The organism is Motilimonas cestriensis (genome assembly GCF_021295315.1).
GTDB classification, from domain to species: Bacteria; Pseudomonadota; Gammaproteobacteria; order Enterobacterales; family CBDFNC01; genus Motilimonas; species Motilimonas cestriensis.
In genome coordinates this window covers 65616-79122 of the sequence record NZ_JAIMJA010000007.1, presented here as the reverse complement: position 1 = coordinate 79122, position 13507 = coordinate 65616, and the positions used below count along the sequence as shown (strand labels likewise).

Sequence of the window (13507 nt, the reverse complement as noted above, 5' to 3'; positions counted from 1 at the left end):
AATTTTGTTTGACAGAAAAGACGGTAATCCTAAACTAAAAAACAGTCGCTTTTAGTTGTAAACAATTAGCCGCCCAAAATCTGACATACTCAACAATGGTAACTCCAGTATGAGAAAAATTGATAAGCGTTGTTTTTCAAATCATCACACTAAAAGCTATAAGACAATTCTCAACATAGCGGCATTATTCGCTCTTGGGTTACTAAATATTCCGGCTTTTGCTCAGAGTCCTCCTCCAGACCTGCCTTTACCCCCATGCGAAGTGATTGATGGCGAAGAAGTCGGTGCTTGTTTAGATGTTGATGAATCTCTAAGTGGCACGGCCAGTGGTCAATTTTCTGAGGGGGCTTCTTTGTTGATTACCACTGCGCCGTCTGATGGTATCTGCATTATGCACATCGGCAATGGCAGCGAATTGCCATGGTCTCCTTCGCCATGCTTTGCTTCTGTTCAATCGCCCACGGTCGGTACTTGCGGTGTTATCGATCTTTTTGACGGTGGCAAGTTTAAAGAAATGTCATGTCGCGACGCATTTTATGATGACACTGTTGAGTTCTCCGGTTCATTGTTTGCTGTTAAAAACGACGATGGCAACAGATGCGGGGGGGCAGGGAACTTTCAAACTTATGTTTATGGCGGACCCGCAAACGTGACGGGAGCAAGGTGGAGTGAATATGGGCCTGACTCACTAAAGTGTAACATCAGCTTTAACGGCCCTCGACCAAACGCATTACTGGGTCCTACTTGGGTAAAAGTGAGCGTTGGCGTAGGTATCGCAGAAACGGGTGATTACAGAAGTCCAGGTAGAAGTGCTAGAACTGAATTTTTTGTTCCCGTTAATGGCGATATGCGCGAGAGAGAAGTAGACCTAGCGATACAGAGTTCTGTTTCTAACACAACTTACAATGCTGATACTCGCTCTTATGAGGCAACCATAACTTTGGTACTAACCAATAATGGCAGTTTACCGGTTGAAAGCTTCCGCGTTAGTTCCCAAATGCCTTCTGTCGTCCACGTTCTCGACATTTCTGATGATCGGTGTTTTGAACGGGATAGTAATAACAACTCGTTAGGGCGATTGGGGTCCTTTGTTGGGCCAAACTTGACTTGTCAGGGGCTTAGCTTAGCAGAGAGTGGTGATGCACTTGGTCGGGATGTCGAATTTATAGATATCGATGTTCGAATCACTAATATTGCCGAATTAGATGGGGATATTGAGTTCGAAATCCAAGGTGTTGTCGATGATACGAATACGTCAGACAATACGGATATAACGCGTTTACGCATTGATCTGAATCAGTCGGGCACTCTATCTGATACTCAACGCGCACTGGACGCACTCGAAACATCGTTTAATTATGAAATATCATCAGACGCATTACTTGATAAGCAATGTGATGTTTACATGAATGATATATTTGATCAATTAACCCTACTAAGAGAAAAACGGCCAGATCTGTTTTCGGAACTATCATTCGGTAGGGTGACTTCAGGACATTACAATGTGCTTACTGGAAACTCGCAAGTTGAAAACGAGGGCCGATTAACAGCTGGGCATGTAGGTGTGGTTGTTTACATGAAGGGAACAGATTATCGCCGCACTGGGGTAGTGATCCATGGCACGCCAACCTGGTCTCCAGTCGACCTAGATATTCAGAGCAATCGCGGTAGGCAAAGCGTTGGGGGACATATCACATCATTCGGCTTTGCTGAGAGCTTTATTAGCTTTGGTACACAAGGACATGGTGAGTATTATCGAACCCCATTTAAAAATTTCCCGGGGGTGCCGAAACAAGAAGAGCCCGGAGGCTGTGGATTTGAAGGCTTATATCAGGACAATGTGGGCGAGTTTAACGGCGGCTCTACTATCAGGTGTACCGGCTCATTGGTATCAAACTCATCGGTAGATGATGAAGTAAGAAGTTGCAATATCACATTAGACTCGACGATCCTGCGGACAGAAAGTCCTGTAGATATTCGCGCTAAGAACGCTGCCGGCGCTGTAATAGAAACGTCTGGCTCACAAATTACCATGGATGAGTATTACTATAAACGCGTTTTTGCTTGGCCTGAGCGCCATGACGATGGGAGTTATTCTTGGCTTATTTCTTTGCCAAATAGTGAATATGATGTTGAGCTAATCGGTAATGGTGAAGGAAGCTATAAATTTACCAGTGTGACATTCGATGAAAGTGGTGAAGCGGTTTTTGATGAAACCCGGGGCTTGACGTCTGTGGGCCTAGTTGAAAATTTTAAAATAGGTGATATTACTAATCCAGCCTCAGATGGAGAAGCTGAAGGCAATGCTTCATCTAGTGGCGGTTGCACAGTTGGCAGTGGAGATAAAATTGATCCATTACTAGCGATATTGGCTTTGCTGTCTTTGCTTGGCATATATCGAAAACGGCTACTTAAACCTTACAAAAATAGGTAGCTTAAGCTCTGTGGTGACAGACACACAGTTTAAAGTAACACCATTGCTAGCGGCCATTGTGGCCGCGCCACTCTTTGTTTGCGGCTTGGCATTTTTATCCGGCCAAGCCTTATCCCTTGATAGAATATCTTCGTTGATATTTCTTTACTCGGTAATTTTTTACCCTATCTGTGAAGAGTTTATTTTTAGAGGATTTATTCAGCGCGAATTACTTAGCCGCCAAGTGATGCAAAAAAAATGGGGCGCTATATCGCTGTCGAATTGCTTAACCAACCTAATATTTGCGATGGCGCATCTAGTCGTATTTCGTGACCTTGCCGTCCTTTTAGTCTTTTTTCCGGGATTAATTTTTGGCTATTTTTTTGAACGTCATCGTAATCTGTTGTATCCCATTTTATTGCATAGCTGGTACAACTTGCTCAGCCTGCTCACCGTATCACTTTGGTGAATATTGCTAAACAGACCCTACTAAGCATTAACTGGTTTTAATCGTACTCTTTTTTTATATTAGTGCTGTTTGCTTGACAAGCTAAGTATAAACTGAGCTTGCTAATTGGGTTCGATCAGTTCTGTGATGAAATGAAGGAATGGATTAAACTCTGGCTGGTTAGATAATTAACATAATTTCCGTTTAGAAAAATTAGGGTAAAAAAATGAAGCGCTTTAATGCATTGCTCGTAGTATTTAGCTGTTTATTATCAGGTTTGGCGTTGGCAAACAGTAGTATTGATTTAGAAGCTACGATGAAAAAAATGAAGTTTGAAATTAGCCAAGCGTATAAAACAGAATCAAAAGATGAGTTTAAATCTCATATTACTTCTTTCAGTCAATTGCTTCAGCAGGCTAAAGCATACTCTTTTCCACCTGAGCGTAAGGACGTTTCAATGGAAGGGCTGAACAAGGTTTCCGCAGTGGTAGAAAAAATTACGCTTGAGATGGATGATAAGCCTTTGCCTGAGTTGAAAGCACACTTACGTGATATTGATGACTTAAGAAAGGAATATCATAAAAAGAATAAACCAAGTATTTGGGAAAACCTTTTTAGCTAAGGTTAATTCTAGCAAAGCTTTTTATGCAAACGCAGCTCATTGAGCTGCGTTTTGCATTTTAGTCGATTACTTACCCCGTGAATGCTTGTATTGGGTTGGACAGTAGCCTCTATCAATTTCATCACTGCGCAGGGCGAGGTGTTTGGTCTTGCGACCACTGACTCTTTGGCGCCAATTTTTAAAGCTACGCGATGTCAGTTGTTGCCGCATAAGCTTGATTGTTTCTGGCTCGGTTAAACCATAAAGGCCATGAATCGCCTCAAATGGGGTTCGGTCTTCCCATGCCATTTCAATGATGCGAGAAATATCAACGTTATTCATTCTATTTACCAAAATTATTGACTTATTGTGCTTACGTTATGACCTGTGGATTGGATTTTTTTACCAATAAAATTCATTATTTAGGTATTTAACTGGGGATGTTTTGCTTGTTAATTAACCCCTTGCAGTGATACTTGCCGTGATAAAGGGAAAGAAAGGCGTGAAACCATAGTGAAATGAGGTAATTTTTAGATTAAAAATGAAGCTTTTTGGATAAGAGTATTTTCCTTGTGCTTAGTCGTGCTATACTCCGGCCGCATTTATTTAATATAAATTTATAGAGTGAACAAATGGCAGATCTATCAAAATACAGAAACATAGGTATTTTCGCGCACGTTGATGCGGGTAAAACCACTACTACAGAGCGTATTCTTAAGCTAACGGGTACTATCCACAAAACAGGTGAAGTACATGATGGCGAATCTACTACGGACTTCATGGAACAAGAAGCTGAGCGCGGTATTACTATCCAGTCTGCTGCTGTAAGTTGTTTCTGGAAGGATCACCGTTTTAACGTAATCGATACTCCGGGACACGTTGACTTCACAGTTGAAGTTTACCGTTCTCTTAAAGTACTTGACGGTGGTATCGGTGTATTCTGTGGTTCTGGTGGTGTTGAGCCACAATCAGAAACAAACTGGCGCTACGCGAACGACTCAGAAGTTGCACGTATTATCTTCGTTAACAAATTAGACCGCATGGGTGCTGATTTTTACCGCGTTGTTAAGCAAACTAAAGACGTACTAGCTGCTAATCCTCTAGTTATGGTTCTTCCAATCGGCATCGAAGACGATTTCGTAGGTGTTGTTGACCTACTAACTCGTCAAGCATACGTTTGGGATGAAACGGGTCTTCCAGAAAACTACTCAATCCAAGATGTTCCTGCGGACATGGTTGATAAAGTTGAAGAATACCGTGAAATGCTGGTTGAAACTGCGGTTGAGCAAGACGACGACCTAATGGAAGCTTACATGGAAGGTGAAGAGCCTTCTATTGAAGACATCAAGCGTTGTATCCGTAAAGGTACACGTACTATGGATTTCTTCCCAACTTACTGTGGTTCTGCTTTCAAAAACAAAGGCATGCAGCTTGTTCTTGATGCAGTTGTTGACTACCTACCTTCACCAACAGAGGTTGATCCACAACCACTAACTGATGAAGAAGGCGAGCCTACTGGTAAATTCGCTATCGTTTCTGCAGAAGAAACATTCAAAGCGCTAGCATTCAAAATCATGGATGACCGTTTTGGTGCCCTAACGTTCGTACGTATCTACTCTGGTACACTGAACAAAGGTGATACGATCATGAACGCTGCAACAGGTAAAACTGAGCGTGTTGGCCGTATGGTTGAGATGCAAGCAGATGAGCGTAAAGAACTAACTTCAGCACAAGCGGGTGATATCATCGCGATCGTTGGTATGAAAACTAACGTTCAAACTGGTCACACTTTATGTGATCCGAAGAACCCGATCATCCTAGAAGCAATGGTTTTCCCGAACCCAGTAATCTCTATCTCTGTCAAGCCTAAAGATAAAGGCTCTACTGAGAAAATGGGTATTGCTATCGGTAAAATGGTTGCAGAAGATCCAACATTCCGCGTTGAAACGGATGAAGATTCAGGTGAAACAATCCTATCTGGTATGGGTGAGCTTCACTTAGACATCAAAGTAGATATCCTTAAGCGTACCTACGGTGTTGACCTAGTTGTTGGTGAGCCTCAAGTTGCTTACCGCGAAACAATTACTAAACCAGTTGAAGATTCTTACACGCATAAGAAACAATCTGGTGGTTCTGGTCAGTTCGGTAAAATTGATTACCGTATCAAACCAGGTGAGCCAGGTACCGGTTTCGTGTTCAAATCAACAGTTGTTGGTGGTAACGTACCTAAAGAATTCTTCCCAGCAATCGAGAAAGGTTTCGCTGGTATGATGGATAACGGTGTACTAGCTGGCTTCCCAGTGCTAGACGTTGAAATTGAACTTTACGATGGTGGTTTCCACGCCGTGGATTCATCTGCAGTAGCATTTGAACTAGCAGCACGTGGCGCATTCCGTCAGTCTATCCCTAAAGCGGGTGCACAACTTCTTGAGCCTATCATGGCTGTAGACGTGTTCACTCCTGAAGATCACGTTGGTGATGTTATCGGTGACCTTAACCGTCGTCGTGGCATGATCGCGGGTCAAGAAGCGGGCGCAACTGGCGTACGTATTAAAGCTGACGTACCACTTTCAGAAATGTTTGGTTACATCGGTTCACTACGTACCATGACTTCAGGCCGTGGTCAGTTCTCTATGGAGTTCAAACACTACTTGCCTTGTCCTAACAGCGTGTCAGAAGTTGTTATTGCAAAAGTTAAAGAAGAAAAAGCTGCCGCTAAGAAGTAATATTTCTTAGTTAGCTAATCATTAACCCCAGTTACCTTGTAACTGGGGTTATTTTTTGCCTAGAAAAACATGAATAAAACACTTAAATATCTTCAACATTACCCCGCTCATATCGTTGAACCCGTGTCACGATTAATTGAACAAAATCGCTTGGGTCAATACTTACTGAGTAAATACCCTACGCCCCATATATACACCTCTGAGAAAGCCTTGTATCAATATGTGCAAGAGATTAAAAATCAATACATTCGTAAGTCATCGCCGTTAAGTAAAATTACCTACGATAATAAATTGCACTTGGTGAAGCATGCTTTAGGCACACATAGTTATGTATCGCGGGTGCAGGGCGGGAAATTAAAAGCCAAGCAAGAAATTCGCATTGCTGGTTTGTTTAAACAAGCGCCAGAAGCGATGTTGCAGATGATAGTAGTGCACGAATTAGCGCACTTGAAAGAGAAAGACCACAACAAGGCATTCTATCAGTTATGCCAACATATGCAGCCGGATTACCATCAAGTTGAACTCGACACGCGTTTGTATTTAACCGAGCTCGAACTCAACGGCGCGCTATACCCACAGTTTAAAAAAATTGCGGAGTAGGCGAGCTTGCCCTATTTTCCCTATTTAGTAACAGCGCTCTTTAATGAGAGTGATCATTTCATCAGTGAGCACAGATTTAGATATGTAGCTTTGGCCGCCATTATGGGCCAGCAAAATAATCCCACGCTTAGTATCTATGTGTTTTTTGATGTCCTGCCACAATAATGTCGTTTCGGTATAGGGGTTTTTGCTGGAAAAGCCTTGCTCATCTAACATAATGGTGACTTCACTGTTGGCGCTGCGGCTCCACATTTGACGCGTTAACCACCAAGTGCGGCGATAAATAAAACTTATTGTTTCCAGTACGCCTAAGCCCAGTAAGATACTGCCTGCTACTGTATGCTGATTGGTAAAAATAAGCAGGCAAAGGCCGCTTAACAATAGCGATACGATAAATACGTATCGAGGTTTAGCATGTTTGCTGAAGGGAAGTGACTCATCGAAGCACTCTTCAAGATACTGTTTTGAAAGTGTAAAGCTTGTTGTTAAAGGCATAATATACGTCCCAATAATGGAAAATGCAGTATATCATAGCCAGATAAAGCCGAAAGCAAGTCTGCATTGGCTTGATGTTTAATTAAGGAGTCGAAGTGGCAGGGGCAAGTTTATTAACCTTATTGGATGATATTGCAGCAGTGTTAGATGACGTTGCATTAATGACCAAGGTAGCAGCGAAGAAAACGGCGGGCGTATTAGGTGATGATTTAGCCCTTAACGCACAACAAGTATCGGGTGTTAATGCCGACAGAGAGTTGCCAGTGATCTGGGCGGTGGCGAAAGGCTCTTTGCGTAACAAACTGATCTTAGTGCCTGCCGCGCTCTTAATTAGTGTGATTGCGCCTTGGTTGATCACCCCGATGCTGTTAATTGGGGGCTTATTCTTGTGTTTTGAAGGCTTTGAGAAAGTCTTTCATTCCAAGCCTAAAACAGCAATTGAAGCAGAGGTTGAACCGGCTGTTGATATCGTGGCTTTTGAAGCAAAAAAAATAAAGGGCGCTATCCGTACCGACTTTATTCTCTCCGCCGAAATTATCGTTATTGCTTTAGGCACGGTACAGCATCAAGCCATGATGACTCAAGTTATGGTTGTCAGCTTGATTGCTTTTGTCATGACTGTTGGCGTGTACGGGTTAGTCGCAGCAATCGTTAAAATGGATGATGCAGGTCTTTACTGGGCTGCAAAATACCCATCAGGGCGACTATTAAATTGGCTTGGCACCGCTTTAGTTAAGTTTGCCCCCTATTTAATGAGAGTTCTCGCATTTGTCGGCACCATTGCCATGTTTTTAGTTGGTGGTGGCATAGTTACACATAGCATCAGCGTGTTTCATCATCTAATAGACCCAGTATTGGGCGCGATTGTGAATGTGCCCGTTCTTCCATCTATTCTACCCATGATAATTAATGGCTTAGTTGGCGTGATTGCAGGTGCCATGGTTTACACCGTTGTTACTTTGGCAGTAAAAGTATTTCCGCGAAATGTATAATCGCGCTGGCAAAATGGCGGCGTTAGCCGCCAAATAATACCCAACCTGGAAATGCTTAACTTCAGTATGCATGTTGAAGTCGATTGAGTATTGATTAAGAATTTTCTGGCGGGGCAGTAGCAGTAAACTGGGGATCTGTTTTTGCTAATGTTAATAATGCGGCTAGAGCAGAATATGGGGTTAAATCAATCCGTTGGCGATATACACCCCAATCTAAGAAGCATGCCAGGCGTAGCTGTCCATCTGATAGAGGCAGTTTATCTGTTAGAGCCGCTTGGTTGAGGCATGCTAAGCCACTTTCTACTCGCCCTTGTTGACGTTGTAAATACTGACTGTCGCTCACTTGGATATTATCTTGCTTTTCCAAAAAGAAGATATTGACTGTTGCGTCCATTACCGTGTTCACCATCGCAAACAGTTCAAAATCCTTCATTTCAGAAAAAAACACTTGGCCAGCTTTTTCTCTTAGGTACTTTAGGATCACCACCGAATCCGTCAGAGTGAGAGCGCCATCAATTAAAAATGGCACTTTCTTGGTGGGTGAAAGCTCGGCGCTAGCCACAGCATCGGTTTCTACAAATTCACACTCCAACCCTGTTTGCGCTAAAACAAGACGACAGTGACGGACATAAGGCGAAGTAAAACTACCAAACAGTTGCATAATAGAAATCCTAAAAATGATCAGATTTTTAGATTACTGCTTATGGCTGGTAAATGCCAGACAGATTGATTTTTCGATAGAAAATGGCTGTGTTTCTAACACAGCCGAAGTTGGATTAGTGAGATAAAATTTGGTCGAGAAACAGCTTTAATCGGTCAGATTCGGGCTGTTCAAAGAAGGTATGAGGTTCGTTTTCTTCAATGATTTGCCCGCCATCCATAAAAATCACGCGGTCAGCGACTTTTTTAGCAAAGCCCATCTCGTGGGTGACACAAATCATGGTGATCCCCTCATCAGCTAGCTCAACCATTACGTCTAATACCTCTGACACCATTTCCGGGTCTAATGCCGAGGTGGGCTCGTCAAATAGCATAATTTCTGGGTTAAAACATAAACAACGAGCCACTGCCACGCGCTGCTGCTGTCCACCAGATAGCTGATTAGGATATTTGTTCGCTTGATCCGATATTTTCACTCGGTCTAAGTAATACATCGCGGTTTCTATGGCTTCTTTACGTGGCTTTTTATGTACCCAAGTTGGCGCAATGACCAGGTTTTCAAGTACGGATAAATGTGGGAACAAGTTGAAATGTTGGAACACCATGCCCACTTTTGAGCGAATATGGCGAACAATTTTCACATCTTCAATTAGCTCTGTTTCACCAATAAAAATTTTACCTTGTTGAAACTTTTCTAAGTGGTTTAAGCAGCGAATGGTGGTCGATTTACCGGATCCCGAAGGGCCACAGATAACGACCTTCTCGCCTTTTTTAACATTAAGGTTAACATCTTTGAGCACGTGAAAATCCCCGTACCACTTGTTAACATTTTCCATTCGGATCATAAATTCATTTGTCGACATGGCGTTACCTATTTAAGTTCTGTATTAAAGCGTCTTTCGACAGATTTAGAATATTGCGACATTGAGAAACAAAATATCCAGTAGATAAAGGTGACGAATACATACCCTTCTACTTCATAGCCAAGCCAGTTTGAGTCACTGTTGGTGAGCGTCACCATGGCGAGAATGTCAAATAACCCGATGATCAACACTAGGGTTGTGTCTTTGAATAACGAGATAAATGAGCCGACTAAGTTTGGGATCGAGATTTTTAATGCTTGTGGCAAAATAATCAAAATCATGCCTTGCCAATAGCTTAAACCTAATGACTCACTGGCTTCATATTGGCCTTTAGGAATAGCTTGTAAGCCGCCGCGTACTACTTCTGCGATATAGGCGGCTTGGAACAAGGTGATCCCAATCAACGCCCTAAGTAACTTGTCAAAATCAATGCCATCGTGGAAAAATAAAGGTAAAACCACAGAGGCCATAAACAAGATAGTAATCAACGGAACACCGCGGACAAACTCGATAAAGCCAACACACAAGGTTTTAACGATAGGCATATTCGATTGACGCCCAAGAGCCAATAAAATACCAATGGGAAATGACGCAATGATACCGACCGCCGCAACAATGACAGTTAGCATTAGGCCACCCCATTTGTTGGTTTCAACGGTTTCTAGACCAAATAAGCCGCCGTGAATAAACACAATGGATACAAAAGGGTAGAGTAAAATAATGACTATTTTAAGTTTGATATTGTTGAGCAGTTTTACACTTGCAACAAATGCTACTGTTAACGCTGCGACAAACAGCGGCCGCCAATGTAGATTTTCTGGATAGAAGCCATAAATAAACTGATCAAACTTCTCAATAATAAAAATCCAACGCGCGCCATCTTTGACGATATCTTCTTGGCTGCCTGACCACGTAGCACTGAAAATGAGCCAATCCAGCGCCGGGGGAACGGTAATAAAGAGAAAATAAATACAAAAAAGTGAAAGTAATGAGTTCTTTATGTCAGAAAACAAATTTTTTCTGAGCCAAAACACGAGGCCTCGGTTATTAATTGGCGCGGGCTTCGCCTCTTTTATGTCATAAATAGCCATGTTATCGCCCCTTAATTTCCATTTTCGCATTGATCCAGTTCAGCAGTAATGAGATCACTATGCTAAAGAGGAGATATACCGCCATGGTCATTAAGATTATCTCAATGGCTTGGCCCACTTGGTTTAAGGTCGTTCCAGAAAAGAGGGTCACGATTTCTGGGTAGCCAATGGCGGTGGCAAGTGAAGAGTTTTTTACCAAATTTAAATATTGGTTGATTACGGGCGGAATGATTACCCGAAGTGCTTGCGGTAAAATGACCTTTCTCAAAATGACATGTTCTTTCAAGCCGAGAGAATTGGCTGCTTCTTTTTGCCCTTTCGGAACCGACTCGATGCCCGCTCTAACGGCTTCGGCAATGTAGGTCGCGGTATAAATACTCAAGGCAAAAGCCAGCGCCAGTAACTCAGGAATAATGACCCAACCCCCTTTGAAGTTAAACCCTTTTAATTCGGGTATCTCACTTGAAATAGGTTGTCCTGCAACGAAGTAAACCAAGACTGGGGCTAAGAGAATAATGGCACCGCCGACAGTAAAAATAGGAAACTCTTCACCAGTGTCATCATGGCGCTTAATGGCCCATCGCGCTAAAAAAAATACCCCGATACACGCTAGGATAAGGGCTGCCAATATATAGCCGCTGTTATCTTCCATTATTGGTCTTGGCATAAGAAAACCGCGGTTATTTAAAAAGTATTCACCAAAGTAAGACAGGCTTTGCCGCGGGCTTGGCAGGGCCGCGAGTACAACGTTATACCAAAACAATATTTGCAGTAGTATTGGAATGTTACGGAAGGTTTCGACATAAACCATCGACAACTTAGCAACCAAAAAGTTGTTCGATAAACGGCCAATACCGATCAGCAAGCCGAGTATAGTAGTAAAAAAAATGGCGATGCCAGAGACTAGTAAGGTATTTAACACACCGACGAGAAAAACACGCGAGTAGGTGGACGAGCCATCATCATAGGCGACTAAAGTTTGGCTAATTCCAAAACCAGCCACTTGGTCTAAAAATGAAAAACCGGTTTCGATGCCGCGGGCCTCAATGTTAGCGAACATGTTATTGGCAAAGTAATAAGCTAAGAAAACCACAAATCCAAGGGCGAGAACTTGAAATATTATCGCGCGGTTTTTTGGGTTGTTAAAAAAACTCACTGAGCTTGTGGGGGTGTTTGGGGGATTACTCATATCCATTCCCTTTATAAGGGGGGCAAAGCCCCCCGATACTACATATTGCGGTGGGTTATCTAATTGGCATTGGGTACATTAAGCCCCCTTGATTCCACAGTTTGTTTAAACCACGGTCAATGTTAAGAGGTGAATCTTTACCCACGTTACGGTCAAACATTTCGCCGTAGTTACCGACTTGCTTAATCATGTTATAAGCCCATTTGGCATCAAGGCCGAGGCTGGCACCAGCGTCACCCGACGTCCCCAGTAAGCGTTTGACGCTTGGATTATCGGATTTCATTTGGGCATCAACATTGGCCATCGTAATCCCCAGCTCTTCTGCTTCTAAAACAGCAAATAGGCTCCAGCGCACGACATTAAACCAATCATCATCCCCTTGGCGCACAACTGGGCCTAGCGGCTCTTTTGAAATAATTTCTGGCAGTACCATGACCGAATTTGGATCGTCCATTTTAAGTCTTAAGCCGTACAGTTGTGATGCATCTGATGTGACCGCGTCACAGCGGCCTTTTTTAAAGCCATCAATAGTTTGGCCTGAGGTGTCATAAGTGACCGCTTTGTATTCCATTTTTTGAGATTTGAAATAATCTGTTAAGTTCAATTCAGTGGTCGTGCCCGCTTGGATACAGAAGGTTGCGCCATCAAGCTCTTTGGCTGACGAAATACCCAACTTTTTGTTAATAAGGAAGCCTTGTCCATCATAGTAATTGACGCCGGCGAAATTAAGACCAAGTGAAGTATCACGGCTCGATGTCCAAGTTGATGATCGCACTAACACGTCAATTTCACCGCTTTGCAATGCTGTAAACCTTTCTTTCGCGGTGAGGGGGATATACTTAACTTTATCGGCATTGCCTAGTACTGCACTTGCAATGGCTTTACAAAAATCAACATCAATACCTTCCCAGACCCCTTTGGAGTTGGTTGCAGAGAAGCCCGGGATACCCGTTGACACGCCACAGTTGAGTTCGCCTTTTTTTACTACGTTTTCGAGTGTGCCAGCAGAAGAGGTCATTGGAATAAGTGCCAGCGCGGCAGTGAGTGACAGAGCAATTTTGGTTCTATTCATTAATCTATTCCTTTCAAGTCAGAGGTATTGTTATCAATAACGCCATGAAACTTAAAAACTGGCCGTTATGGTTACAACATATTTAACAAAGTTATAACAAAAATCAAACATAAACATTAGTCGTAGATATGGATTATTGCTTGATAAATGAACGACTTTTGACTGTTATTTCAGTGTTTAGCTTAGTTCTTGTAAATGAAATAGGCCAATTTAGGGCATTAAAAACTGTGGTTTGATTTAGCCAAAGGAATGAGGATGCTGGCGTGATACCGGGGGGGATGCTCGTAAAGAGCTATAAATGTAAAATAGAAAAGATCAATAAATCAAAGCTTAATATTGAGTATTCAGAATATAAAT

General features: G+C 42.6%; 13 protein-coding genes. 6 read left to right on the top strand and 7 right to left on the bottom strand.

Translation table 11 applies throughout. The features are described 5' to 3' along the window. Window positions 1-109 precede the first annotated feature (109 nt). The 3 genes from K6Y31_RS08600 to K6Y31_RS08590 all read left to right on the top strand — a co-directional run bounded on the left by K6Y31_RS08600 (window position 110) and on the right by K6Y31_RS08590 (window position 3483). A complete protein-coding gene (locus K6Y31_RS08600; protein WP_233052379.1) occupies window positions 110-2434 on the top strand; it encodes a JDVT-CTERM domain-containing protein in 2325 nt (774 codons plus the stop codon). 13 nt (window positions 2435-2447) lie between these two features. Next, window positions 2448-2882, top strand: a complete 435-nt coding sequence (gene mrtJ / locus K6Y31_RS08595) for a JDVT-CTERM system glutamic-type intramembrane protease MrtJ (protein WP_233052378.1) — start codon at window positions 2448-2450, stop codon at window positions 2880-2882. A gap of 205 nt (window positions 2883-3087) precedes the next feature. Continuing rightward, a complete protein-coding gene (locus K6Y31_RS08590) occupies window positions 3088-3483 on the top strand; it encodes a cytochrome b562 (RefSeq protein ID WP_233052377.1) in 396 nt (131 codons plus the stop codon). Between the two features lie 66 nt (window positions 3484-3549). Here K6Y31_RS08590 and K6Y31_RS08585 read toward each other — a convergent pair whose 3' ends face one another. Beyond that, window positions 3550-3804 carry a TIGR03643 family protein gene (locus K6Y31_RS08585; protein ID WP_233052376.1) on the bottom strand — a complete coding sequence of 85 codons (255 nt, stop codon included), beginning with the start codon at window positions 3802-3804 and terminating at the stop codon, window positions 3550-3552. A gap of 290 nt (window positions 3805-4094) precedes the next feature. On the opposite strand from K6Y31_RS08585, the gene fusA reads away from it, so the two are divergent. Beyond that, complete coding sequence (fusA, locus tag K6Y31_RS08580) at window positions 4095-6188, top strand: elongation factor G (RefSeq protein WP_233052375.1); 2094 nt, start codon at window positions 4095-4097, stop codon at window positions 6186-6188. Window positions 6189-6257: 69 nt separating this feature from the next. Then, window positions 6258-6788, top strand: a complete 531-nt coding sequence (locus tag K6Y31_RS08575) for a M48 metallopeptidase family protein (RefSeq protein WP_233052374.1) — start codon at window positions 6258-6260, stop codon at window positions 6786-6788. A 24-nt stretch (window positions 6789-6812) separates the two neighbouring features. Here K6Y31_RS08575 and K6Y31_RS08570 read toward each other — a convergent pair whose 3' ends face one another. After that, on the bottom strand, window positions 6813-7283 hold the full coding sequence (locus K6Y31_RS08570; RefSeq protein ID WP_233052373.1) for a YcxB family protein: 471 nt from the start codon (window positions 7281-7283) through the stop codon (window positions 6813-6815). Window positions 7284-7378: 95 nt separating this feature from the next. Between K6Y31_RS08570 and K6Y31_RS08565 the strand changes: the two genes are divergently transcribed. Beyond that, a complete protein-coding gene (locus K6Y31_RS08565; protein WP_233052372.1) occupies window positions 7379-8275 on the top strand; it encodes a DUF808 domain-containing protein in 897 nt (298 codons plus the stop codon). Between the two features lie 94 nt (window positions 8276-8369). Here the strand turns inward: K6Y31_RS08565 and K6Y31_RS08560 are convergent, their stop codons facing one another. The 5 genes from K6Y31_RS08560 to K6Y31_RS08540 all read right to left on the bottom strand — a co-directional run bounded on the left by K6Y31_RS08560 (window position 8370) and on the right by K6Y31_RS08540 (window position 13150). Continuing rightward, entirely contained in the window at window positions 8370-8936 is a 567-nt protein-coding gene (locus tag K6Y31_RS08560) for a glutathione S-transferase family protein (protein ID WP_233052371.1), read from the bottom strand. Between the two features lie 115 nt (window positions 8937-9051). Beyond that, on the bottom strand, window positions 9052-9780 hold the full coding sequence (locus K6Y31_RS08555; RefSeq protein WP_232799759.1) for an amino acid ABC transporter ATP-binding protein: 729 nt from the start codon (window positions 9778-9780) through the stop codon (window positions 9052-9054). 26 nt (window positions 9781-9806) lie between these two features. After that, the gene (locus tag K6Y31_RS08550) at window positions 9807-10889 is read right to left on the bottom strand and encodes an amino acid ABC transporter permease (RefSeq protein WP_233052370.1); all 1083 of its coding nucleotides are present in this window, start codon (window positions 10887-10889) and stop codon (window positions 9807-9809) included. A gap of 1 nt (window position 10890) precedes the next feature. Beyond that, on the bottom strand, window positions 10891-12078 hold the full coding sequence (locus K6Y31_RS08545; RefSeq protein ID WP_233052369.1) for an amino acid ABC transporter permease: 1188 nt from the start codon (window positions 12076-12078) through the stop codon (window positions 10891-10893). Window positions 12079-12133: 55 nt separating this feature from the next. Next, entirely contained in the window at window positions 12134-13150 is a 1017-nt protein-coding gene (locus K6Y31_RS08540; protein ID WP_233052368.1) for an amino acid ABC transporter substrate-binding protein, read from the bottom strand. Window positions 13151-13507: the final 357 nt, after the last annotated feature.

What these genes read in the sequence shown, in the direction of transcription:
- K6Y31_RS08570 (WP_233052373.1), bottom strand. Translation starts at nt 7,283, where the DNA reads ATGCCTTTAACAACAAGCTTTACACTTTCAAAACAGTATCTTGAAGAG.
- K6Y31_RS08545 (WP_233052369.1), bottom strand. Translation starts at nt 12,078, where the DNA reads ATGAGTAATCCCCCAAACACCCCCACAAGCTCAGTGAGTTTTTTTAAC.
- K6Y31_RS08555 (WP_232799759.1), bottom strand. Translation starts at nt 9,780, where the DNA reads ATGATCCGAATGGAAAATGTTAACAAGTGGTACGGGGATTTTCACGTG.
- K6Y31_RS08540 (WP_233052368.1), bottom strand. Translation starts at nt 13,150, where the DNA reads ATGAATAGAACCAAAATTGCTCTGTCACTCACTGCCGCGCTGGCACTT.
- K6Y31_RS08590 (WP_233052377.1), top strand. Translation starts at nt 3,088, where the DNA reads ATGAAGCGCTTTAATGCATTGCTCGTAGTATTTAGCTGTTTATTATCA.
- K6Y31_RS08575 (WP_233052374.1), top strand. Translation starts at nt 6,258, where the DNA reads ATGAATAAAACACTTAAATATCTTCAACATTACCCCGCTCATATCGTT.
- fusA (WP_233052375.1), top strand. Translation starts at nt 4,095, where the DNA reads ATGGCAGATCTATCAAAATACAGAAACATAGGTATTTTCGCGCACGTT.
- K6Y31_RS08550 (WP_233052370.1), bottom strand. Translation starts at nt 10,889, where the DNA reads ATGGCTATTTATGACATAAAAGAGGCGAAGCCCGCGCCAATTAATAAC.
- K6Y31_RS08560 (WP_233052371.1), bottom strand. Translation starts at nt 8,936, where the DNA reads ATGCAACTGTTTGGTAGTTTTACTTCGCCTTATGTCCGTCACTGTCGT.
- K6Y31_RS08585 (WP_233052376.1), bottom strand. Translation starts at nt 3,804, where the DNA reads ATGAATAACGTTGATATTTCTCGCATCATTGAAATGGCATGGGAAGAC.
- K6Y31_RS08600 (WP_233052379.1), top strand. Translation starts at nt 110, where the DNA reads ATGAGAAAAATTGATAAGCGTTGTTTTTCAAATCATCACACTAAAAGC.